General features: G+C 61.1%; 19 protein-coding genes and 1 tRNA gene. 16 read left to right on the top strand and 4 right to left on the bottom strand.

Annotated features, from left to right (window positions below; translation table 11 throughout):
• Nucleotides 1-5 precede the first annotated feature (5 nt).
• The 7 genes from NKH99_RS11600 to NKH99_RS11570 all read left to right on the top strand — a co-directional run bounded on the left by NKH99_RS11600 (nucleotide 6) and on the right by NKH99_RS11570 (nucleotide 7371).
• On the top strand, nucleotides 6-620 hold the full coding sequence (locus tag NKH99_RS11600) for a DUF1326 domain-containing protein (protein ID WP_353014101.1): 615 nt from the start codon (nucleotides 6-8) through the stop codon (nucleotides 618-620).
• 35 nt (nucleotides 621-655) lie between these two features.
• Nucleotides 656-1432 (top strand): phosphatidylcholine synthase, encoded by a 777-nt coding sequence (gene pcsA, locus NKH99_RS11595; RefSeq protein ID WP_502900034.1) that lies wholly within the window; start codon nucleotides 656-658, stop codon nucleotides 1430-1432.
• 18 nt (nucleotides 1433-1450) lie between these two features.
• On the top strand, nucleotides 1451-2428 hold the full coding sequence (locus NKH99_RS11590) for a quinone oxidoreductase family protein (protein ID WP_353014097.1): 978 nt from the start codon (nucleotides 1451-1453) through the stop codon (nucleotides 2426-2428).
• Between the two features lie 152 nt (nucleotides 2429-2580).
• Nucleotides 2581-4173 carry an ABC transporter ATP-binding protein gene (locus tag NKH99_RS11585; RefSeq protein ID WP_502900027.1) on the top strand — a complete coding sequence of 531 codons (1593 nt, stop codon included), beginning with the start codon at nucleotides 2581-2583 and terminating at the stop codon, nucleotides 4171-4173.
• On the top strand, nucleotides 4170-5282 hold the full coding sequence (locus tag NKH99_RS11580) for an ABC transporter permease (protein ID WP_352448966.1): 1113 nt from the start codon (nucleotides 4170-4172) through the stop codon (nucleotides 5280-5282). The genes NKH99_RS11585 and NKH99_RS11580 overlap by 4 nt, the downstream gene beginning before the upstream one ends.
• Entirely contained in the window at nucleotides 5282-6256 is a 975-nt protein-coding gene (locus NKH99_RS11575; protein WP_352448916.1) for an ABC transporter permease, read from the top strand. Before NKH99_RS11580 ends, NKH99_RS11575 begins: the two co-directional genes overlap by 1 nt.
• A 47-nt stretch (nucleotides 6257-6303) precedes the next feature.
• Entirely contained in the window at nucleotides 6304-7371 is a 1068-nt protein-coding gene (locus NKH99_RS11570; protein ID WP_352542018.1) for a BMP family ABC transporter substrate-binding protein, read from the top strand.
• A 64-nt stretch (nucleotides 7372-7435) separates the two neighbouring features.
• On the opposite strand, the gene rimO is transcribed toward NKH99_RS11570, so the two are convergent.
• From rimO to NKH99_RS11550, 4 genes are all read right to left on the bottom strand, one after another.
• Nucleotides 7436-8749, bottom strand: a complete 1314-nt coding sequence (rimO, locus tag NKH99_RS11565) for a 30S ribosomal protein S12 methylthiotransferase RimO (RefSeq protein ID WP_352448918.1) — start codon at nucleotides 8747-8749, stop codon at nucleotides 7436-7438.
• 152 nt (nucleotides 8750-8901) lie between these two features.
• Complete coding sequence (locus tag NKH99_RS11560) at nucleotides 8902-9561, bottom strand: TerC family protein (protein ID WP_023675054.1); 660 nt, start codon at nucleotides 9559-9561, stop codon at nucleotides 8902-8904.
• A gap of 190 nt (nucleotides 9562-9751) precedes the next feature.
• The gene (locus NKH99_RS11555) at nucleotides 9752-10159 is read right to left on the bottom strand and encodes a DUF930 domain-containing protein (RefSeq protein ID WP_352471864.1); all 408 of its coding nucleotides are present in this window, start codon (nucleotides 10157-10159) and stop codon (nucleotides 9752-9754) included.
• Nucleotides 10160-10435: 276 nt separating this feature from the next.
• A tRNA-Ser gene (locus NKH99_RS11550) sits at nucleotides 10436-10525 on the bottom strand.
• 460 nt (nucleotides 10526-10985) lie between these two features.
• Between NKH99_RS11550 and NKH99_RS11545 the strand changes: the two genes are divergently transcribed.
• The 9 genes from NKH99_RS11545 (at nucleotide 10986) to NKH99_RS11505 (ending at nucleotide 20389) form a co-directional block, all read left to right on the top strand.
• Nucleotides 10986-11717: a hypothetical protein gene (locus tag NKH99_RS11545; protein ID WP_352615785.1), complete on the top strand. Its 732-nt coding sequence runs from the start codon at nucleotides 10986-10988 to the stop codon at nucleotides 11715-11717.
• 274 nt (nucleotides 11718-11991) lie between these two features.
• The gene (locus NKH99_RS11540) at nucleotides 11992-13215 is read left to right on the top strand and encodes a septal ring lytic transglycosylase RlpA family protein (protein ID WP_352542017.1); all 1224 of its coding nucleotides are present in this window, start codon (nucleotides 11992-11994) and stop codon (nucleotides 13213-13215) included.
• Nucleotides 13216-13316: 101 nt separating this feature from the next.
• Nucleotides 13317-14477 carry a D-alanyl-D-alanine carboxypeptidase family protein gene (locus NKH99_RS11535; protein WP_352471861.1) on the top strand — a complete coding sequence of 387 codons (1161 nt, stop codon included), beginning with the start codon at nucleotides 13317-13319 and terminating at the stop codon, nucleotides 14475-14477.
• Between the two features lie 64 nt (nucleotides 14478-14541).
• Nucleotides 14542-15216, top strand: coding sequence for a dTMP kinase (tmk, locus tag NKH99_RS11530; protein ID WP_352542016.1), 675 nt, complete (start codon nucleotides 14542-14544; stop codon nucleotides 15214-15216).
• On the top strand, nucleotides 15213-16268 hold the full coding sequence (locus tag NKH99_RS11525; protein ID WP_352542015.1) for a DNA polymerase III subunit delta': 1056 nt from the start codon (nucleotides 15213-15215) through the stop codon (nucleotides 16266-16268). Before tmk ends, NKH99_RS11525 begins: the two co-directional genes overlap by 4 nt.
• Before the next feature lie 122 nt (nucleotides 16269-16390).
• Entirely contained in the window at nucleotides 16391-17977 is a 1587-nt protein-coding gene (metG, locus tag NKH99_RS11520) for a methionine--tRNA ligase (protein WP_353014192.1), read from the top strand.
• Nucleotides 17977-18771: a TatD family hydrolase gene (locus NKH99_RS11515; protein WP_353014092.1), complete on the top strand. Its 795-nt coding sequence runs from the start codon at nucleotides 17977-17979 to the stop codon at nucleotides 18769-18771. The genes metG and NKH99_RS11515 overlap by 1 nt, the downstream gene beginning before the upstream one ends.
• A 3-nt stretch (nucleotides 18772-18774) precedes the next feature.
• On the top strand, nucleotides 18775-19593 hold the full coding sequence (locus NKH99_RS11510; protein WP_353014090.1) for an MBL fold metallo-hydrolase: 819 nt from the start codon (nucleotides 18775-18777) through the stop codon (nucleotides 19591-19593).
• A 205-nt stretch (nucleotides 19594-19798) separates the two neighbouring features.
• Nucleotides 19799-20389: a hypothetical protein gene (locus NKH99_RS11505; RefSeq protein WP_353014088.1), complete on the top strand. Its 591-nt coding sequence runs from the start codon at nucleotides 19799-19801 to the stop codon at nucleotides 20387-20389.
• Nucleotides 20390-20393: the final 4 nt, after the last annotated feature.

The following is a 20393-nucleotide window of genomic DNA, read 5'->3' as shown; positions in this document are numbered from 1 at the left end:
ATTCGATGACAGATCAAAACTGGGCAATGAAGGGAGAGCTCATCCTTTCCTGCAATTGCACGGTTTTTTGCCCTTGCGTTCTGTCGCTCGGCAATCATCCGCCTACGGAAGGCTATTGCCAAACCTGGGCGGGGTTCCGGATCGATGCCGGCCATTTCGGCGAGGTCGACCTGTCCGGCCTCAATCTTGGGCTGGTCATGGAAATCCCCGGTTATATGAGCCGCGGCAACTGGACGGCGGGCCTGTTCATCGACAAGCGCGCCTCGGTTTACGCTATGAAGGGACTGACGAAGATATTCACCGGCAAGGCCGGTGGAACCACATCGCTGCTCTCCATCCTGGTCGGACAGTTCCTCGGTGCCGAGCAGGTGCCGATCACCTACGAGACGCGTGAGAAAACACGCATCTTTCAGATACCGAAGATCATCGATGGTGCGGTGACGCCAATCACCAGCAAGGATCGCGACAAGGATACGGTCATCAGCAATTCGGAATACTGGATTGCGCCGGAAATCATCGTCGCCAAATCCGACAAGAGCAAAATGCGGGCCTTTGGCCGCAACTGGAACTTTGCTGGCCGTTCGGCCGAAATCTGCAAGCTGGACTGGCGGGGCCCGTGAGCAAGAAGACGACGGCCAGGAAAATCGCCGACCGGATTCCGCGGCCGAAGAAGAAAGTCACATGGCCTCAGGCGCGGGCGTTCTCGGTCCATCTCTTGACCGCGTCGGGCTCATTCCTGGCGTTTCTGTCGCTGGTGGCAGCAAGCGAGCAGCGCTGGACGGCGATGTTCTGGTGGCTGGGGCTGGCGCTCTTCGTCGACGGCATCGACGGGCCGATCGCCAGGAAGCTCGATGTCAAGGAAATCCTGCCGACTTGGTCGGGCGAACTGCTCGACAACATCATCGACTACGTGACCTACGTGTTGATTCCGGCCTTCGCGCTCTATCAGCGCGGCTTCATGGGCGAGCGCCTGTCGTTCCTGTCGGCGGCAATCATCGTGGTGTCGAGCGCAATCTACTATGCCGATACCGGCATGAAGACGAAGGAGAATTTCTTCAAGGGCTTTCCGGTCGTCTGGAACATGGTGGTGTTCACGCTGTTCGTCATCGAGCCCGGACAATGGGTTTCTTTCGCCGTGGTCGTGGTGGCCGGCATTCTCACCTTCGTGCCGATCAATTTCATCCATCCGGTGCGGGTGAAGCGGCTGCGGCCAATCAATCTCGGCATGACGCTGCTTTGGTGCGCTTTCGGCGCGCTGGCGCTGGCGCAGGCCGCACTTGCCTCCTTCTACGACCAGATCGGCGTGCTGGGCGAGCAGGTCAGCGATTTCATCAAGATCGGGATTACGGTCACCGGGCTTTACCTCGCTTGCATCGGCGCTATCATGCAGTTCTTCACAAATCTCGGCGCCAAGCCGGATAAGAATGCCTGATCCCAAGAGAGCCAGAAAATGTCCAAAGCGATCCGCATCCATGCCCATGGCGGCCCGGAGGTCCTGACCTATGAGGATGCCGATCCCGGGCAGCCGGGCTCGGGACAGATCCTGGTCAAGCATACCGCGATCGGTCTCAATTTCATCGACGTCTATTATCGCTCTGGCCTTTATCCGCCGCAGGGCGGATTTCCGCTGATCCCCGGCGGCGAGGCGGCCGGCGTGGTCTTGGATGTCGGCTCGGATGTCGACTGGCTCAAACCCGGCGATCGCATCGCCTACGCCGTGACGACCGGCGCCTATGCCGGGCAGCGCGTGATCGCCGCCGACCGCGTGGTGAAGGTGCCGGACGGCATCAGTGACGAACAGGCCGCAGCCATGATGCTAAAGGGCATGACCGCCGAATATCTGTTGCGCCGTACATTCAAGGTGAAAGCCGGCGACACGATCCTGTTTCATGCGGCGGCCGGCGGTGTCGGGCTGATCCTCGGCCAATGGGCCAAGCATCTTGGCGCGACAGTGATCGGCACGGCGAGTTCCACCGACAAGATCGAGCTCGCCGAGGCGCATGGCTTCGACCACGTGATCAACTATCGCGAACAGGATTTCGTGGCCGGCGTTGCCGCTATCACCGGTGGCAAGAAATGCGACGTTGTCTACGATTCAGTCGGCAACGACACATTTCCAGCCTCGCTCGATTGCCTGCGGCCGCTCGGCACTTTCGTCAGCTTCGGTCAATCGTCTGGGCCGATTCCGCCCTTCAGCATCTCGTTGCTGGCGCAGAAGGGCTCGCTGTTCGCAACGCGGCCGACGCTGTTCGTCTATAATGCCAGGCGCGAGGACCTCGAGGCTTCCGCCGCCGCCTTGTTCGACGTGGTGCTCAGCGGCGCCGTCAAGATCAAGATCAACCAGCGTTACGCGCTCAGCGAGGCCGGCAAAGCGCATTCCGATCTCGAAGGGCGCCGGACCACCGGGACAACAATACTTATCCCTTAGGTGCCCGCCGTTTCGGGCCGCCGACGCCGCCGTTCTTGCGAACTGCTTTTTACCGCTTGAGTTTCCGCTGAAATTCTTGAAGCTCTTTCAAGTCGTGAGGCGCTTACCGTAGAGAGCAGCCCGCGCATACGATGCTTGCGGGAACACAGAACATGTCTGGCAAACCAGATGGAGGCACCGTGAGTGCAGATCAGGACGGCGCAAACCTGCTTGAGGTTCGCGGCCTCACAAAGATATTCGGCACGTTGACGGCGTGCGACCATGTCGATCTCAACATCGCCAAGGGCGAGATCCATGCGTTGCTTGGCGAGAACGGCGCCGGCAAGTCGACCTTGGTGAAAATGCTGTTTGGATCGCTGGAACCGAATTCCGGCGAGATTTTCTGGAATGGCCAGGCGGTCAGGATCACCAGCCCCGGGACCGCAAAAAAGCTCGGCATCGGCATGGTTTTCCAGCATTTTTCCCTGTTCGAAGCGCTGACGGCGGCGGAGAACATCGCGCTGTCGCTGGATGACGGCTCGCCGATCAGTACGATCGCGGCCAAGGCGAGGGCGCTCTCCTACAGTTACGGCCTGCCTCTCGATCCGCTATCGCTGGTCGGTGATCTGTCGGTCGGCGAGCGTCAGCGCATCGAAATCATCCGCTGCCTGCTGCAGACGCCGCAACTTATCATCCTCGACGAACCAACTTCGGTGCTGACGCCGCAGGAGGCCGATAAGTTGTTCGAGACGCTCGAACGGCTGCGTTCGGAAGGAAAGTCCATCCTCTACATTTCGCACCGGCTGGAAGAGGTCAAACGGATCTGCGACCGCGCCACCGTGCTGCGTCACGGCAAGGTGGTCGGCCATTGCAATCCGCGCCAGGAAACCGCGTCTTCGTTGGCGCGGATGATGGTCGGCAACGAGGTGCTGGCCGTGGTGCGGGCGCCGGCCGAGGGTATCGAGACCGCGCCGGTGCTGCTTCAAATCCGCGAACTCACCCGCAAGCCGGCGACCCCGTTCTCGATCCCGCTCAGGAACATCAATCTTGAAGTCCGCGCCGGCGAGGTGATCGGCATTGCCGGTGTCGCCGGCAACGGCCAGGGCGAATTCTTCGAATCCGTTTCCGGCGAGGTGCTGCAGGCGGATGCCGGCTCGGTCCGCATCCGCGGCAAGGATGCCGGCGGCCTCACCATCACCGGCAGGCGTCTGATGGGCGCTGCCTTCGTCCCGGAAGAGCGGCTCGGCCATGGCGCAGCACCGCGCATGAAGCTTTCGGAGAACCTGCTTCTGTCGCGCCACGCCACCGATGGCAAGATGTTTGTCGGCGCCGGTGGAATGGTCAAGGGCGATGCGATCTATACCGCTGCCCAGCGCATCATAAAGGCAATGGACGTGCGCAAGAGCGCGCCGGATCCGGAGGCTGCGGCTCTTTCGGGCGGCAATCTGCAGAAATTCATCGTTGGCCGCGAACTCGACCGCCGGCCCAGCGTCTTGGTGGTCAATCAGCCGACCTGGGGGGTCGACGCGGGTGCGGCGGCCCACATCCGCCAGGCCCTGATCGAACTGGCGCGCAGCGGCTCGGCGGTGCTGGTGATCAGCCAGGACCTCGACGAGCTGTTCGAGATTTCCGATGCGATCACGGTCATGCACAATGGCGAACTGTCGAAGCCGCTGCCGATAGCTGAAGCGACATTCGAGAAAATCGGGCTGCTGATGGGCGGCGCCGAACCCGGTCATGCCGAACATAAGCTGGAGACGGCCTGATGCGCCTCGAACTTGTAAAACGCCCGCAGCGCTCGATGCTGTTTTCGGCACTCTCGCCTTTCATCGCTTTCGTTTTGACGATCATTGCCGGTGCCATCATGTTCGCGCTGCTCGGCGTCAACCCGTTGACCGCGTTCCGCATCTACTTCATCGAACCGATCAGCCAGGTCTGGCAATTGCATGAGCTGGCGATCAAGGCCGCCCCCCTGATCCTGATCGCGGTCGGACTGTCAGTCTGCTACAAGGCCAACATCTGGAACATCGGCGCCGAAGGCCAGTTCATCCTGGGCGGCATTGTCGGCTCGATCATCCCCGTGCTGTTTCCGCAGTTCGAAGGCCCATTGGTGCTGCCGCTGATGCTTCTGCTCGGCATGGTCGGTGGGGCCGCCTATGCTGCAATCCCGGCACTGCTGAAGACGCGCTTCAACACCAACGAGATCCTGACCAGCCTGATGCTGGTCTATGTCGCCCAGCTCTTCCTCGATTGGCTCGTACGCGGGCCGTGGCGCGATCCGCAGGGTCATGGTTTCCCGCAGACCATCCAGTTCAACGATTCGGCGATACTGCCGGAACTCCTCCCGGAATCCGGCCGGGCAAACTGGGGATTTGTCTTCGCGCTGATCGCGGCGATACTGATCTGGATCCTGATGAGTCGTATGCTGAAAGGCTTCGAGGTCCGCGTGCTCGGCTCAAGCCCGAGGGCAGGGCGCTTCGCCGGGTTTGGCCTTAACCGCATGGTCTTCTTCGCCTTCCTGCTGTCGGGCGCACTGGCCGGACTTGCAGGGATTTCGGAGGTCTCGGGAGCCATCGGACAATTGCAGCCGGTGATCTCGCCCGGCTACGGATTTACCGCTATCATCGTGGCATTTCTCGGCCGGCTCAATCCGCTCGGCATCGTCGCCGCAGGCCTTGTGCTGGCGCTGACCTATCTGGGCGGCGAGGCAGTGCAAAGCGCGCTCGGCATCTCCGACAAGGTGGCGCGCGTGTTCCAGGGCATGCTTTTGTTCTTCGTGCTCGGCTGCGACACGCTCATCCATTACCGCATTCGCCTGACCGGCTTTTCCGCGCCGAAGCTTGAGGCAGGGCCGAAGCTGGAGGAAGCCCGCTGATGGACATCACCGTCAACATCCTCTTGACCATCGCTACGGCGGCGACGCCGCTGCTGATCGCGGCGATCGGCGAACTAGTGGTCGAACGTTCGGGTGTGCTCAATCTCGGCGTCGAAGGAATGATGATCATGGGTGCCGTCGGTGGTTTCGGCGCCGGCTATCTCACCGGCTCGCCTTGGATAGGGCTATTGGCGGCAATCACCATGGGAGCAGTGTTCTCGCTGCTGTTCGCCGTCATGACGCTGTCGCTGGCCACCAATCAGGTGGCCACCGGCCTGTCGCTGACACTGCTCGGCCTCGGCCTTTCCGGCATGATGGGAACGAATTTTGTCGGCCAGCCCGGCGAAAGGCTGCCAAACCTCGATATTCCCGGCCTGACCGCAATCCCGGTCGTTGGCAGGCTGCTGTTCGGCCAGGATCCAATCTTCTACATCTCGATCGCGCTGACCGCCGCCGTCATGTGGTTCCTGTTCAAGACCCGCACCGGGCTCACGCTGCGCTCGATCGGCGACAGCCATGCATCCGCCCATGCGCTTGGCATCCATGTCATCCGCTACCGCTATCTCTCAGTGATTTTCGGCGGCGCTTGTGCCGGCCTCGCCGGCGGTCACCTATCGCTGGTCTACACACCGCAATGGGTGGAGAACATGACCGCCGGCCGCGGCTGGATCGCGCTGGCTCTGGTCGTCTTCGCCTCCTGGCGGCCATGGCGGGTGCTGGCCGGCGCCTATATTTTCGGCGCGATCTGGGTTGGCCAGCTTCACGTCCAAGCCATAAATCTGCAGGACTTCGTCGATGCGCCCTGGTTGCTCTACAAGTTAATTGCGTTCTTAAAATCGTTTCCCTCGCAACTGCTTTCTTCGCTGCCCTATCTGGCAACCGTCGTGGTTCTCGTTCTAATCTCGCGCAACAAGCGTTTGACGATGATGAACACGCCGGCCTCCTTGGGCCAGCCATTCGTTCCGGATCGTTGACAACAAAAAGACGGAAGCTCCAAGGCTTAACTCAGAGAGGTAACACAATGAAAAAACTGCTTATTGCCCTGATGGCGGCGACGGCCGCATTGTCGCTGGCGGCATCAGCCGAGGCGGCGGACAAGCTGAAGGCGTGCTGGGTCTACACCGGCCCGATCGGCGATTTCGGCTACTCCTACCAGCACGACCAAGGCCGCCTCGAGGTGGAAAAGGCACTCGGCGACAAAGTCGAGACCGCCTATCTCGAAAACGTCTCCGAAGGCCCCGATGCCGACCGCGCCTTCGAGCGCCTGGCGCGCGAGGGATGCAAGATCATTTTCGGCACGTCCTTCGGCTTCATGGACCCGGAAGTGAAGATCGCCAAGAAATTCCCCAAGGTGATGTTCGAGCACGCCACCGGCTACAAGACGGCCGAAAATCTCGGCATCTACAATGCGCGTTTCTACGAAGGCCGCTACGTGCTTGGCCAGATCGCCGCCAAGCAATCGAAGTCGGGCGTCGCCGGCTACATCGTTTCCTTCCCGATCCCGGAAGTGGTGATGGGCATAAATTCCTTTATGCTCGGCGCACAGTCGATCAACCCGAACTTCAAGGCGAAGATCGTGTGGGTGAACTCCTGGTTCGATCCGGGCAAGGAGGCCGATGCTGCCAAGGCATTGTTCGACCAGGGCGCCGATATCGTCGTCCAGCACACCGACTCGACCGCTGCCTTGCAGGTGGCGGAGGAGCGCAAGCTGCACGGCTTCGGGCAGTCCTCCGACATGATCAAGTTCGCGCCGCACGCGCAGCTGACCGCGCTGACCGACGAGTGGGGTCCCTACTACATCAGCCGGGTCCAGGCGGCGCTCGACGGCACCTGGAAGCCAGACAATGTCTGGCTCGGCATTAAGGACGGCGCCGTCAAGCTGGCGCCGTTCACCAACATGCCCGACGACGTCAAGGCGATGGCCGAAGCCACCACCAAGAAGATCGCCGACGGCTGGAACCCCTTCACCGGGCCGATCGCCAAGCAGGACGGCACACCTTGGCTGAAGGAGGGCGAGGTCGCCGACGACGCCACGTTGCTCGGCATGAATTTCTACGTGAAGGGCGTCGACGACAAGCTGCCGCAGTAGGCGGTCGGAAACATATCGAACGAAAGGGCGCCACGTGGCGCCCTTTTTCATTTTGGACGGAATATCAGACTGCTGAGCCGTAAAGGTCGTAAGCGTCGGCGCGCTCGATCTTGACCGTGACGATGTCGCCGGCGCGCAGTGGCCGCCGCGACTGGATATGGACCGAGCCGTCGATTTCGGGCGCGTCGTATTTGGTCCGGCCCTTGGCCGAATTGCCATGCGCCTCGTCGATCAGGACCGGCAGGCGCTTGCCAATTTTCTTGGTTAGCTGCGTTGCCGAAATCTTCTGTTGGCGCTGCATGAAGCGGTGCCAGCGGGCTTCCTTGATCTCCTGCGGCACTTGCTCGAGGCCGAGCTCGTTGGAGCGGGCGCCTCTGACCGGCTCGTATTTGAAACAGCCGGCGCGGTCGATCTTGGCCTCGTCCAGCCAGTCGAGCAGCATCTCGAAATCGTCGTCCGTCTCGCCGGGGAAGCCGACGATGAAGGTGGAGCGGATGGCAAGGTCCGGGCAGACGTCGCGCCAGCCGCGAATGCGCTCGAGCGTCTTTTCGCCATGAGCGGGCCGGCGCATGTTCTTCAGCACCTGCGGCGAGGCGTGCTGGAATGGGATATCGAGATAGGGAAGAATCTTGCCCTCGGCCATCAGTGGAATGACGTCCGCGACATGCGGGTAGGGATAGACATAGTGCATGCGCACCCAGACACCGAGCTTACCCAGTTCTTCCGATAGATCGAGGAATTTCGCCCGCACTTCGCGATCGCCGAACATGCTGGTCTGGTATTTGATGTCGATGCCGTAGGCGCTGGTATCCTGCGAGATGACGAGGATCTCCTTGACCCCGGCCTTGGCCAGCTTCTCGGCTTCGCGCAACACGTCGGCGGCCGGCCGCGATACCAGGTCGCCACGCAGCGCCGGGATGATGCAGAAGGTGCAGCGGTTGTTGCAGCCTTCCGAAATCTTGAGATACGCATAGTGGCGCGGCGTGAGCTTGACCCCTTGCGGCGGCAAAAGGTCGATGTGGGGATCATGGCTCGGGGGGGCAGCCTCATGCACCGCCGCCATCACGCTTTCATAAGCTTGTGGTCCGGTGATGGCGAGGACGTTCGGATGTCTTTCACGGATGACGTCCGGCTCGGCGCCGAGGCAGCCGGTGACGATAACTTTGCCATTCTCCGAAAGTGCGGAGCCGATGGCGTTGAGCGATTCGTCGCGAGCCGAATCGAGGAAGCCACAGGTGTTGACGACGACCAGGTCGGCGCCGTCGTGCTTGCGGGCGATCTCGTAGCCTTCGGCGCGCAGGCGGGTGATAATGCGCTCGGAATCCACAAGGGCTTTCGGGCATCCAAGGCTGACGAAACTGACGCGAGGGGCGGACATCTAAGCTTTTCCGGATTTTCAGGATTGGCGGCGCAGTATCACACTTGTCGCGGCATTGGTATGGGCAGCGGCTGCGGCGAAACGCAACCGCCAGCGTCGCCGAAGGCTCGCCGAAGCTGAAAGGCCGGCCGATGAGAATTCGAGTCGGCGTGTCAGCTCACCGCACTGCTGACATGCGGCAAGACTTCCACCGCGCCCCGGTAGATCATATCGAGTGCGACATAAAAGATGATCAAAAGGCCGATATAGGCGATCCAGCGATGGCGGTGCAGCAGCTTGGCGATGAAGCTCGCGGCAAGGCCCATCAGCGCGATCGACAGGACGAGGCCTATCACCAGCACCTGGAAGTGATCGCGCGCCGCGCCGGCGACCGCCAGTACGTTGTCGAGCGACATCGACACGTCGGCGATGACGATCTGCAATGCCGCCTGACCCAAGGTCTTCTTGCGCGCCTTGCCGGCCACCATATCATCGCTGTTGATATCGGAATTGGACAGCGCTTCGGTCGCCTCCACCTCGTCGGCATACGACGTGCGCAGCTCGCGATACATTTTCCAGCACACCCACAGCAGCAAGATGCCGCCGGCCAGCAGCAGGCCGACAATCTGTAACAGGGTGACGGTGATCGCAGCAAAACCGATACGCAGCACCGTCGCCGCCACCACGCCGATGAGAATCGCTCTCTTGCGCTGCTCGACCGGCAAGCCCGCCGCGGCCAAGCCGATGACGATGGCGTTATCGCCTGCAAGCACGAGGTCGATGGCGATGACCTGGAGCAGGGCAGAGAAGCCCGCGGCAGTGAAAATTTCCATCGACTGGAAGTCCCTTGCTGGTTGGCCGACCGTTCGCGTCGAATGCCTGGAGGGCCTAACGTGTATGGTTCCTGCGCGTCAAGGGACTGGTTGGAACAAGGTCGGCAAACCGCCCGTTATTGCGGCAATATACAGAGTTTGCGACGATCGGCCCGAACACCGACAAAATGCGGCCACAGGTCGTGAATGCCTAGTTATAGAGATTGTATTTGGGCCAGTCGCTTTCCGGAATTTCATCACCGATCCGGTAGCGGAGCTGCAGGACTTCCATATGGTCCGGCGCTGTTTCGCATTTGAATTTCAGCCGGTACCACTGTCCCTTGCTGCGAAACGCAGCACCCGGGCTCTTGATCGCATCGGCGCCCATTTCGGGCGTCGCAAAAGCGTAGGCGACGACACGATCGGCTTTGTATTTGTGGTCGTCGCGGGTAATCCGGTCGAGAATTTCGGCGTCGCATCGCTGCTCCAGCCGGGTTTGCGGGTCGAGTTTCAGCAGGCCGGCGCGCAATGCGCTGTCCATCGCGCTGGCCGGCCAAGCCAGTATCATCCATGCGAGGACCGCAGAAAATAGTTTATTCATAGGCGGGAGAAGCACCATATTCGCGCGGAGAAAGCAACCCGACGAAGCGCGGCTGCGCGGCGGGCGACAGTCTTCGCTTTGTGGCAGGTTGTTGATTACGCAATGGTGTCACCGGTACTTTGGTATCGTTGCCACGATCAGCACCTGTCGCATCTCAGCGACGCGAGAGGTGGTGCGCTGCATGGGGCAGAGCGGCGGTTCTCCCCGAAGCGGGCCGGCCTGTTAAACCCAGGCAGTCAAAGAATCCGACGAGCGGAAAACTCGACATCATGCCTGCAGGATTGAAGACGGATATGGCGGAGGGAGTGGGATTCGAACCCACGGTGGGCTTGCACCCACGCCGGTTTTCAAGACCGGTGCCTTAAACCGCTCGGCCATCCCTCCAAGGTGATTTTTCAATCACTTAGGATATCGCGAGAGGAGCGGGTTCGAGCTGTCGGTACCGGATTGGCACCAGGACGTTCCCCGACCGGTTCGCGCTCCATTCCTGTAAAGCCGCATTCAACGCCAAGTCAACCGTGGCGGCCGCACCTTTCGGCGCGATCTAGGGCGGTGAGCAGCGTCATGGCGAGCTGTGTTTGTGCTGAGTGTGGAAAATCGTTTTTAAAACCCGCACGGACTATTAATCGTTGAGCGCTGATATGTGGAGCGCATTAGGCACATGTAAGTAAATCGTATTCTGGAGTTGATTTTGGCCGTACTTGGCGCTCTCCCGCCCGGTCTTCGCTGTAGACCAATCCGCGAAACCGACGGGGAGGGAGTGGTTGATTGCCTGTGCAGGGGCTTTCCGGCGCGTAACCGGAGTTACTGGATACACGCTCTGACCCGCTTGTCGCAGCGGCCTGTGGTTGCCGAGTTCCCACAATATGGCTTTGCTTTGGAGCATGCCGGTCGGATCGTCGGTGTTGTGCTCACCCTTTATGCTCGCTATCAGGGGTCGGAGAGCGAGGAAATTCGCTGCAATCTTTCAAGCTGGTCAGTCGATGCAGATTTCCGTCCCTATGGCGCCATGTTGGTTGCGGCGGTTCTCAAGCGGAAGGACGTGACCTACACGAACATTTCGCCTGCACAAGCGACATTGAAAGCCAACCGGGCGCTCGGCTTTCGGCTCTTCTCCAGCGGACAATTTACCTTCTTGCCGGCTTTGAGTTCGGCGCAGCGGTCATGTCGCGTGGTCGAAGTGCGTCCCGATCTTCCGGAATTGGCGATGCTGCCCGAGAGTGAGAGATACATACTCTCGGAACACGCCGCGCTGGGCTGCCTGTCGTTGATCTGCATTTGCGACGGAGCAGCGTTCCCCCTGGTATTGATGCCGCGCCGAATGTTGCACGGTGTTATCCAGTGCCATCAGGTCATCTATTGCCGCTCGCTTGCGGATTTGAGCCGCTGCGCCGGCGCGATGGGGCGCTTTCTCTTGCGAAGCGGAATCCTGGTTTGCTTTGTCGACGCCAAGGAGCCGATTCCAGGTTTGGTGGGATGGTACCGCCCCAACAAGGGGCTGAAATACTTCAAAGGTCCCAGACCACCCGCACCTGGAGATCTGACGTTCACCGAACTTGTGATCTTCGGTCCCTGAATCTGCGCTCGCAGATACGCCAAGCCAGGGGCAAAGTGCGCCACCAACGAGCGTTTCTGATCGATAAGCGATGATTTTCATACCGATCAGCGAAGCGGTCCGTGCCACAATCTCGCCCGGTTCCGACCACAATCGGTTAATACGGTGATAAACAATTCCTGCGCACAAAAAGGATTGGGGTAGGGCGTCGCCGGCGTTTCTGGAGTGGGTGCTTTGGCATCGCTGACGTTCATGCTGCGGTGCCTTCGTCGATGCTATAGGGGACAATCAAAATATGCAGACCACGGCGCGCCCGCGTCTTCGTCGCGCTTCCGCTTTCGCGCTGTTGGCCTTGTCGGCAGCCTTTCTTGCAGCATGTGCCGGGCCGCAGCAAAAGGCGATGGTCAACAAGAAACCTCGCTCCAAGGAATATTTTTCCGAAGCCGAATACGGCGTGAAAGCCAGCCCGCGCGTCATGTTCAAGACGTCTCGCGGACGCGACCAGCTCGGCAAGCCCTATCAGGTGCGCGGCAAGTGGTATTATCCGAAGGAAGACAAACGTTACGCCAAGGTTGGCCTCGCATCCTGGTACGGTGAGGCCTTCCACGGCCGGTTGACGGCCAACGGCGAAGTCTACGACATGGCAGATCTGACGGCGGCGCATCCGACCATGCCGCTGCCGAGCTATGCGCGGGTCACCAACATGAAGACCGGCAGCTCGGTGATCGTGCGCGTCAACGACCGCGGGCCCTATCATGATGGACGCATCATCGATGTGTCGAAGCGCGCTGCTGAAATGCTCGATTATGCCAATGTCGGTACGGCCGAGGTGAAGGTTGAATATGTCGGCCGTGCGCCGCTCGAAGGCAATGACGGGCAGTATCTGGTGGCTTCGTATCGTCCAGGCAACAGGGCGCCGGATCCGTCGGACGCTCTGCCCAGCGGCGTCATGGTCGCGATGAATGGGCCGTCGCCAAGCCTGCCGGTGAGCGCTGCTGCCTTGCCGTTCCCCGGTCAGCTGACGAATTCCGGGCAGGGATCCGATGCACGGCCTGTCATGGCGGTGCAAGCATCTGCTTCGGGAGACATTGTACTGCCCGATTTCGGCCCGATCGTGCCGGAGCGTCCGGAGATCAACCTGCCGGCGCAATCGCCGTTCACCATGGCGTCGCTGTCTTACGCCGACGAGCGCGTGCAGCGCGCCTCTAACGCGTTTGCCGGGCTGGATCGCACCGGCATGTCGTCCGCCGAGCTTCTTCAACCGTGGAAGCGGCAAGCCCCTCCAGCCGGGTCGCCCACCGCCTATGTCGCGGCGGGTTCATTCGAGAATGCCGCCGAAGCGGAGCGTGTGGCGGCCCAGCTTTCCAGCTTCGGCAAGACCGAAATCCAGCGCTCGGAACTTGAAGGCAAGGACTGGTACTCGGTCAACCTCTTTGCCGACGGTCGTGGCAGCCTGGACGAGATGCTGCAGGCAGCGTGGTCGCATGGTGCGCCGGATGCGCTTGCTGTACGCAACTGAGCTTGGGGCTGCCTGGTTTTTTCGCGCGCGATTGATCCGCCAGGCAAAAGCCTGATAGCTTCTGCCAACTTGCAAAAGCGCCGGCTCATTGGTCGAACCTGATGAAATCTTTTCACCCTTTCACCGGGCTTGTGGCGCTCGGCCTGCTGCTGCTCTCGCTTGCGCAGGCCTCAGCTCAGCTTTTCGAGACCAAGGCCGCCCAGGCCTTCATGATCGATGCCGAAACCGGAACCGTGCTGTTTTCCAAGGACGCCGACAGGTTGATCCCTCCGGCCTCGCTGGCCAAGCTGATGACGATGGAAGTGGCTTTCGACGCCATCAAATCAGGGCGCATGACGCTCGATGACACCTTCGTGGTGAGCGAGAACGCCTGGCGCAAAGGCGGCGCTCCTTCGGGGACATCGACCATGTTCGCCAAGCTCAAGTCGACGATCCGGCTGGAAGACCTGATCCAGGGCGTGACCGTGCAGGCGGCCAATGACGGCTGTATCGTCATCGCTGAAGGGATGGCCGGGTCCGAAGCAAATTTCGCGGCGCAGATGACCGGGCGTGCCCGCCAGATCGGCTTGCAGAAATCGACTTTCGTCAATTCCACCGGTCTGCCGGCCGATGGGCAGCAAACGAGCGTTCGCGAACTCGCGCTTCTGGCGCTGCATATCTGGCGCAACTACCCGGATCTCTACCGCTATTACGGCCAGAAGGATTTTACCTGGAACAAGATTTCCCAGAGGAACCGCAATCCGCTACTGGCCATGGACATAGGCGCCGACGGGCTCGCGGTCGGTGCCAGCGAGCAATCCGGGTTCGGCATTGTCGGCTCGGTCAGCCACAACGGCACAAGGGTGATCGCGGCGATGAGCGGTCTGGCAAACGACCGTGAGCGGGCTGAGGAAGCGCGAAAGCTGCTCGACTGGGGCGTTCGCTCCTTCGAGAAGACTGAAGTATTCGCCAAGGACGAAGTGGTTGGCGAAGCCCAGGTCTTTGGCGGTGCCAAGTCCGGTGTCGCGTTAAAGGCAAAAGGACCGGTGCAGATCTTCCTGCCGATCACCAACCGCGACAAGCTCACCGCCAGGATCGTCTATGACGGACCGGTGGCAGCGCCGGTGGAGGAGGGGCAGCCGGTGGGTACGCTGCGCGTCTGGATCGGCGATACGCTGAGCCAGGAGACGCCGCTGTTTGCCGCCGAGTCGATCGGTGTCGGTTCGCTTCCGCAGCGCGCGCTCGACGCCGCCAAGGAACTGGCCGTCGGCTGGCTGCGTTAGCACCGTCGCGGTGGACCTTTTTTTCCGCCGGGACTATACGGTCCCCGAAGTATGGACAAAGGCTTTGGCGCGCGGATTTTTCATCACTTTTGAAGGCGGCGAAGGAGCAGGCAAGTCGACGCAGATCGAGCGGCTGGCAAAGAAGATGCGCGCCAAGAAATACGATGTGCTGGTGACACGTGAGCCGGGTGGCTCGCCGGGCGCGGAGGCGGTCAGGCATGTCCTGCTTTCAGGCGCAGCCGAGCCGTTCGGCCCCAAGATGGAAGCTCTGCTTTTCGCCGCTGCGCGTTCCGACCATGTCGAACAGGTCATCCGGCCGGCAGTCGAGCGCGGTTCGGTCGTACTTTGCGATCGTTTCATGGATTCCTCGCGCGTCTACCAGGGCGTCACCGGCGGCCTCGACCCGGCATTCATGGACGCATTGGAGAAGGTCGCCATCAACGGCATGGTGCCGGACATGACACTGATCTTCGACATCGACCCCGCCGAGGGCCTAAGGCGCGCTACCGCCCGGCGGGGCAGCAGTGACGGACCGGACCGCTTCGAGAAAGAAACATTGGCCATCCACCAACGCCGGCGCGAGGCGTTTCTCGCGATCGCCTCAGCTGAACCCGAACGCTGCGTTGTCGTCGATGCCTCAGCCGACCTAGATGCGGTGGAGGATGTTGTTACCGCCGCGGTCTTCGCGGCTCTCGAGAGGATGATGCCGGCGCAAAGAAAGCAGGCGGCGCCAGCATGATTTTCGAACGCATCGCGCCCGAACAGCACGACACGCTGGACGGGGTGCCCGAGCCATCCGAGACGCCGCGTCTTGTCGGTCACCTGCAGGCGGCCAACATGCTCGCCACCGCCTACCGCTCGGGAAAGCTGCCGCACGCACTGATCTTTGCCGGACCGGTTGGCATCGGCAAGGCGACGCTGGCCTTTCACCTGGCGCATCATCTGTTGAAGCACCCGGCCTTCGAGCAGGCGCCGGAAAGCCTTGCCGTTCCAGATCCGGCTTCGTCGCTGTTTCGACAGATCGCCACCGGCGCGCATCCTTCGGTGCTGCATCTTACACGCCCGGCGAACGACAAGACCAAGAGCTTCAAGACAGTGGTCACGGTCGACGAAATCCGCAAGGTCAGCCGTTTTCTGTCGCTGACCTCGCACGACGGCAGCTACCGGGTGGTTATCGTCGATCCCGCCGACGACATGAACACCAATGCTGCCAATGCCTTGCTGAAGAATCTTGAAGAGCCACCCGCGCGCACCTTATTCATCCTCATCGTCCATGCGCCGGGCAGTCTGCTGCCGACGATCAGGTCGCGCTGCCAGATGGTGCGGTTGGCGCCGCTCGATGCCGAGAGCTTGATGACGGTTCTGGAGGGCATCGAGCCGCCTCCACCGGAGGATCCTGCGGCGCGCGCGGCGCTGGCGGAGCGGTCAGGGGGCAGCGCGCGCAATGCGATCCTGTTGACGCAGTATGGCGGGCTCGAAATCGCCGCCACCCTCGACGCTCTGGTGATGTCCAAGAAGTTAGATGTCGCGGCGGCCTACCGTCTTGCCGAGGCGGTCGCCGGCCGCGACCAGGCGATCCCGTTCGAGATATTCAATCGCCGTGCGCTTGATCTGCTGTCGGCCGGCGCCAGCCAGGCCGCGCTCGTCGGCGATCTCGCGCGAGCCAAAACGCTGTCGGATACTTGGCACGCGGCTTTGAACGCTATATCTGAAACCGAGACCTACAACCTCGACAAAAAGCAGCACGCCCTGACCATGATCGACCGCCTGAATTCTGCAATGCGAATGTGACGGCCGCTGGCGTGGCTTTTGAAGCCCCTGAGTATTGATTCCCAATCAATCGCAGGAACTTCGAAGCCACCACATTGGCGTCGGATGGCAATTGCCGTTTCGATGCGATATCTCACCGCGACATCTTTCATTCAGACATTCATGACGGCTCATCCATGGCACGCGAAAAATACTACGTCACGACGCCGATTTTCTATCCGAACGGCAAGCCGCATATCGGCCATGCCTACAATGTCATCGCCAGCGACACGCTGGCCCGCTTCCAGCGGCTCGATGGCAAGGACGTCTTCTTCGTCTCGGGAACCGACGAGCACGGTTTGAAGATGCAGCAGACGGCGGACGCCGAAGGCCTGACGCCGAAAGCGCTTGCCGATCGCAACTCGGCGATCTTCCGCTCGATGCTCGAAGCGACCGGTTGCTCGAACGACGTTTTCATCCGCACCACCGAAGAGCGTCATTACAAGGCCTGCCAGGCGATCTGGACGCGCATGGCTGAGAATGGCGACATCTACCTCGACCGCTACAGTGGCTGGTATTCGGTGCGGCAGGAAGCCTATTTCGACGAGGCCGAAACCAAGGTCGGTGACGACGGCGTGCGCCGCGAACCGCTCGGCTCGCCTGTCGAATGGACCGAGGAAGAGAGCTATTTCTTCCGCCTTTCCGCCTATCAGGACAGACTGCTCGCGCTCTATGAGAACAGCCCCGAGTTCGTCGGACCGGCGGAGCGGCGCAATGAAATCATCAGCTTTGTCAAATCCGGCCTGAAGGATCTGTCGATCTCGCGCACCACATTCAAATGGGGCGTGCCGGTGCCCGGCGATGAGAAGCATGTGATGTATGTCTGGGTCGATGCCCTAACCAATTACATCACCGCCGCCGGTTATCCGGATCCGACCAATGAGAGATGGTCTTTCTGGCCGGCGAACGTCCACGTCATCGGCAAGGATATCATCCGCTTCCACGCGGTCTACTGGCCGGCATTCCTGATGTCGGCCGGCATCGAATTGCCGAAGCGCGTGTTTGCGCATGGTTTTCTGTTCAACCGTGGCGAGAAGATGTCGAAGTCGGTCGGCAATGTCGTCGACCCGTTCGCGATGATCGAGCACTACGGCCTCGACCAAGTGCGCTATTTCTTCATGCGCGAAGTGCCGTTCGGCCAGGACGGCAGCTACAGCCATGATGCAATCGTCAACCGCACCAATGCCGACCTCGCCAACGATCTCGGCAATCTGGCGCAGCGCTCGCTGTCCATGATCGCCAAGAACTGCGGCGGCGTGGTGCCTAAGCGCGGCGAATTGAGCAATGCCGACAAAGCGATCCTCGATCAGGCAGATACCGCCCTTGTCACGGCGCGCAGGACGATGGCCGACCAGGGCATCCACTTTGCTCTGGCGGCGATCTTTGGCGTGGTGGCCGAAGCCAACCGCTATTTCGCCGGGCAGGAGCCATGGGCACTGAAGAAGACCGATCCGGCGCGCATGGAAACGGTACTGTGGACGACCGCTGAGGTGATCCGGCGTGTCGGGTTGCTGTGCCAGCCCTTCATTCCGCAGTCGGCGGCAAAGCTGCTAGACCTTTTGGCGGTGCCGGCCGGCAGCCGTAATTTCGAGCATGTCGCGGAAGGCCATTCGCTGGTATCCGGTAAGCCGCTGCCGGCGCCGGAACCGGTATTTCCACGCTATGTCGAGCAAACGGATACAAGCGCCTGATGCTGGTCGACAGTCACTGCCATCTCGACTTTCCGGATTTCGCCGAAGAGCGGGCGGCCATCGTCGCCCGCGCCCTTACGGCCGGCATCGGCCGAATGGTGACGATCTCGACGAGGGTGAGGCGATTTAACCAAGTGCTTGAGATTGCCGAGACTTTCGATGAGGTCTATTGCTCGGTCGGCACCCATCCGCACAATGCGGCCGAAGAGCTTGATGTCACTGTCGATGATCTGGTGCGGCTCTCTGCTCATCGCAAAGTGGTGGCGATCGGCGAGGCCGGGCTCGACTATTTCTACGATCATGCGCCGCGCGACGCACAGGCGCAGGGCTTTCGCACCCACATCGCCGCGGCGCGCGTGACCGGTCTGCCGCTGGTCATCCATTCGCGCGACGCCGACGACGACATGGCTGATATCCTCGAAGAAGAAACGGGGAAGGGCGCCTTCCCCTTCATCCTGCACTGTTTTTCGTCGGGGCGTCGGCTGGCCGAGATCGGCGTGGCGCTCGGCGGCTACGTCTCGTTTTCCGGTATCCTGACCTTCAAGAACTCCGCCGAGCTGCGCGCCGTCGCCGCCGATGTGCCGCGCGACCGTCTGCTGGTCGAAACCGACGCGCCATACCTTGCGCCGATCCCGTTTCGCGGCAAGCGTAATGAGCCCGCCTATGTCGCGCATACAGCCAAGGTGCTGGCCGAGACGATCGGCTTCAGCGAGGCCGAGATCGCTAATATCACCACGGATAATTTCTTCCGGCTGTTCAGGAAAATGCCGCGCCCGAGCGCGCCGGGCGCCTGACGCATGAGCGACCGGTTACGTCTTACCGTCCTCGGCTGCGGCTCATCGCCGGGCACGCCACGCATCACAGGCGACTGGGGCAATTGCGATCCCGCAAATCCCCGGAACCGGCGCACGCGCACCGCAGCGCTTGTCGAGCGGATCGCGGCGAATGGCGCCCGGACCACGGTCGTCGTCGACACCGGCCCGGATTTCCGCGAGCAGATGCTGCTGGCATCGGTCAAGCGCATCGATGCGGTGGTCTATACACATCCGCATGCCGACCATATCCACGGCATCGACGATTTGCGCGGCTTCGTGCTCGAGCAGCGCCACCGGATCGACATCCATGCGGATCAGGCTACCATGCTGCGCCTACGCGAGGCGTTCCGCTACTGTTTCGAAACACCGAAAGGCAGTTCGTATCCGCCGATCGTCAACGCCCATATCATCGACCACCACAGGCCGGTGGTGATCGCAGGCGAGGGCGGCGCCCTCACCCTCGAACCGCTGCTGCAGCTCCATGGCGACATCACCTCGCTGGGTTTCCGCATCGGCGGGCTGGCCTATTGCCCTGATGTCAGCGACTTTCCGGAGGCGACCGCCAAGCGTTTGCGCGGGCTGGACATGCTGGTCATCGACGCGCTGCAATACACCGTCCATCCGAGCCATCTGTCGCTTGGCCAGGCGCTTGGCTGGATCGAAAGACTGGCGCCGAAGAACGCGGTGCTGACGCATATGCATGTGCCACTCGACTACGCTACGGTAATGGCCGAGACGCCGGCCAACGTCGAGCCTGCTTATGACGGCATGACGATCGAAATCCCTTACGAATCAGCGTGAAAGACTAAGTTTTTACGGCCTGGGTTCCCGAGTTGGATCTCGCGAGGTGCTAGCTTCTCGGCCATGCCAGTTCCATAATCTATCTTATGCGACTACGCCTTATGCGACTACGCCTATAGCATCCGTTGGCGGCGAGATCAGGCCGGTCACTGTTAGACATTCGCAACAGCGCTGTGGGGCAACGGGCATGCTAGGGTTGGGAATCATGAACACACTCCCGCTGCTTGCAAGTCTTGCCCTCACCCTCGCCTGCGCGCTCACTGGCGCGCGAGCGCAGGACTTTGATCGTGAGCCAGGCGAGAACGACCTGGCTTTCGCCAAACGTGTTGTCGGGTTCGCCGACAATGCTGATCCGCACACCACAGCCGTGACCTGGAACGGTCTCCAGACACTCTTTGTCGATTACCAGACCGCTGAGGACTATCCAGAACGCCCGCTCGTCGCGCTGCAACGGCTAGCTGACAACAGGTATCGTGCAATCCAGGTCACGCTCGGTGAACAAGAGGGCGACACACCGGACATAGCGCTGGGCCTCGCCAACGCCGACCACGATCCGGCAAAGGAACTGATCGTGGTACTTTCCTGGGCTCAGATGCACTACGATGTCGAAGGGACGCTCTACGAAGTTCGCATCTTCGATGACCCCAAGCCAGGCCAGAAGGCGCTGACTCAATTGAAAGCGAGCCGGAAGTTCGACGCCACATGCGACTGTCATTGGCGCGACGGCACAACGAAGCACTTCCGCTTCAAGACGATCGCGGCGGTCAAGGCTGAACTGAAGCGCCTGGGCTATTAGCCGC

The organism is Mesorhizobium sp. M0854, from assembly GCF_040319815.1.
Lineage (GTDB): Bacteria > Pseudomonadota > Alphaproteobacteria > Rhizobiales > Rhizobiaceae > Mesorhizobium.
The sequence above is the reverse complement of the archived record's forward strand: the minus strand, read 5'-3'. Positions and strand labels throughout refer to the sequence as shown.

What these genes read in the sequence shown, in the direction of transcription:
- NKH99_RS11540 (WP_352542017.1), top strand. Translation starts at nt 11,992, where the DNA reads ATGCAGACCACGGCGCGCCCGCGTCTTCGTCGCGCTTCCGCTTTCGCG.
- NKH99_RS11535 (WP_352471861.1), top strand. Translation starts at nt 13,317, where the DNA reads ATGAAATCTTTTCACCCTTTCACCGGGCTTGTGGCGCTCGGCCTGCTG.
- NKH99_RS11505 (WP_353014088.1), top strand. Translation starts at nt 19,799, where the DNA reads ATGAACACACTCCCGCTGCTTGCAAGTCTTGCCCTCACCCTCGCCTGC.
- NKH99_RS11510 (WP_353014090.1), top strand. Translation starts at nt 18,775, where the DNA reads ATGAGCGACCGGTTACGTCTTACCGTCCTCGGCTGCGGCTCATCGCCG.
- NKH99_RS11585 (WP_502900027.1), top strand. Translation starts at nt 2,581, where the DNA reads ATGTCTGGCAAACCAGATGGAGGCACCGTGAGTGCAGATCAGGACGGC.
- rimO (WP_352448918.1), bottom strand. Translation starts at nt 8,749, where the DNA reads ATGTCCGCCCCTCGCGTCAGTTTCGTCAGCCTTGGATGCCCGAAAGCC.
- NKH99_RS11600 (WP_353014101.1), top strand. Translation starts at nt 6, where the DNA reads ATGACAGATCAAAACTGGGCAATGAAGGGAGAGCTCATCCTTTCCTGC.
- NKH99_RS11575 (WP_352448916.1), top strand. Translation starts at nt 5,282, where the DNA reads ATGGACATCACCGTCAACATCCTCTTGACCATCGCTACGGCGGCGACG.
- NKH99_RS11570 (WP_352542018.1), top strand. Translation starts at nt 6,304, where the DNA reads ATGAAAAAACTGCTTATTGCCCTGATGGCGGCGACGGCCGCATTGTCG.
- NKH99_RS11560 (WP_023675054.1), bottom strand. Translation starts at nt 9,561, where the DNA reads ATGGAAATTTTCACTGCCGCGGGCTTCTCTGCCCTGCTCCAGGTCATC.
- NKH99_RS11555 (WP_352471864.1), bottom strand. Translation starts at nt 10,159, where the DNA reads ATGGTGCTTCTCCCGCCTATGAATAAACTATTTTCTGCGGTCCTCGCA.
- NKH99_RS11515 (WP_353014092.1), top strand. Translation starts at nt 17,977, where the DNA reads ATGCTGGTCGACAGTCACTGCCATCTCGACTTTCCGGATTTCGCCGAA.
- NKH99_RS11590 (WP_353014097.1), top strand. Translation starts at nt 1,451, where the DNA reads ATGTCCAAAGCGATCCGCATCCATGCCCATGGCGGCCCGGAGGTCCTG.
- NKH99_RS11525 (WP_352542015.1), top strand. Translation starts at nt 15,213, where the DNA reads ATGATTTTCGAACGCATCGCGCCCGAACAGCACGACACGCTGGACGGG.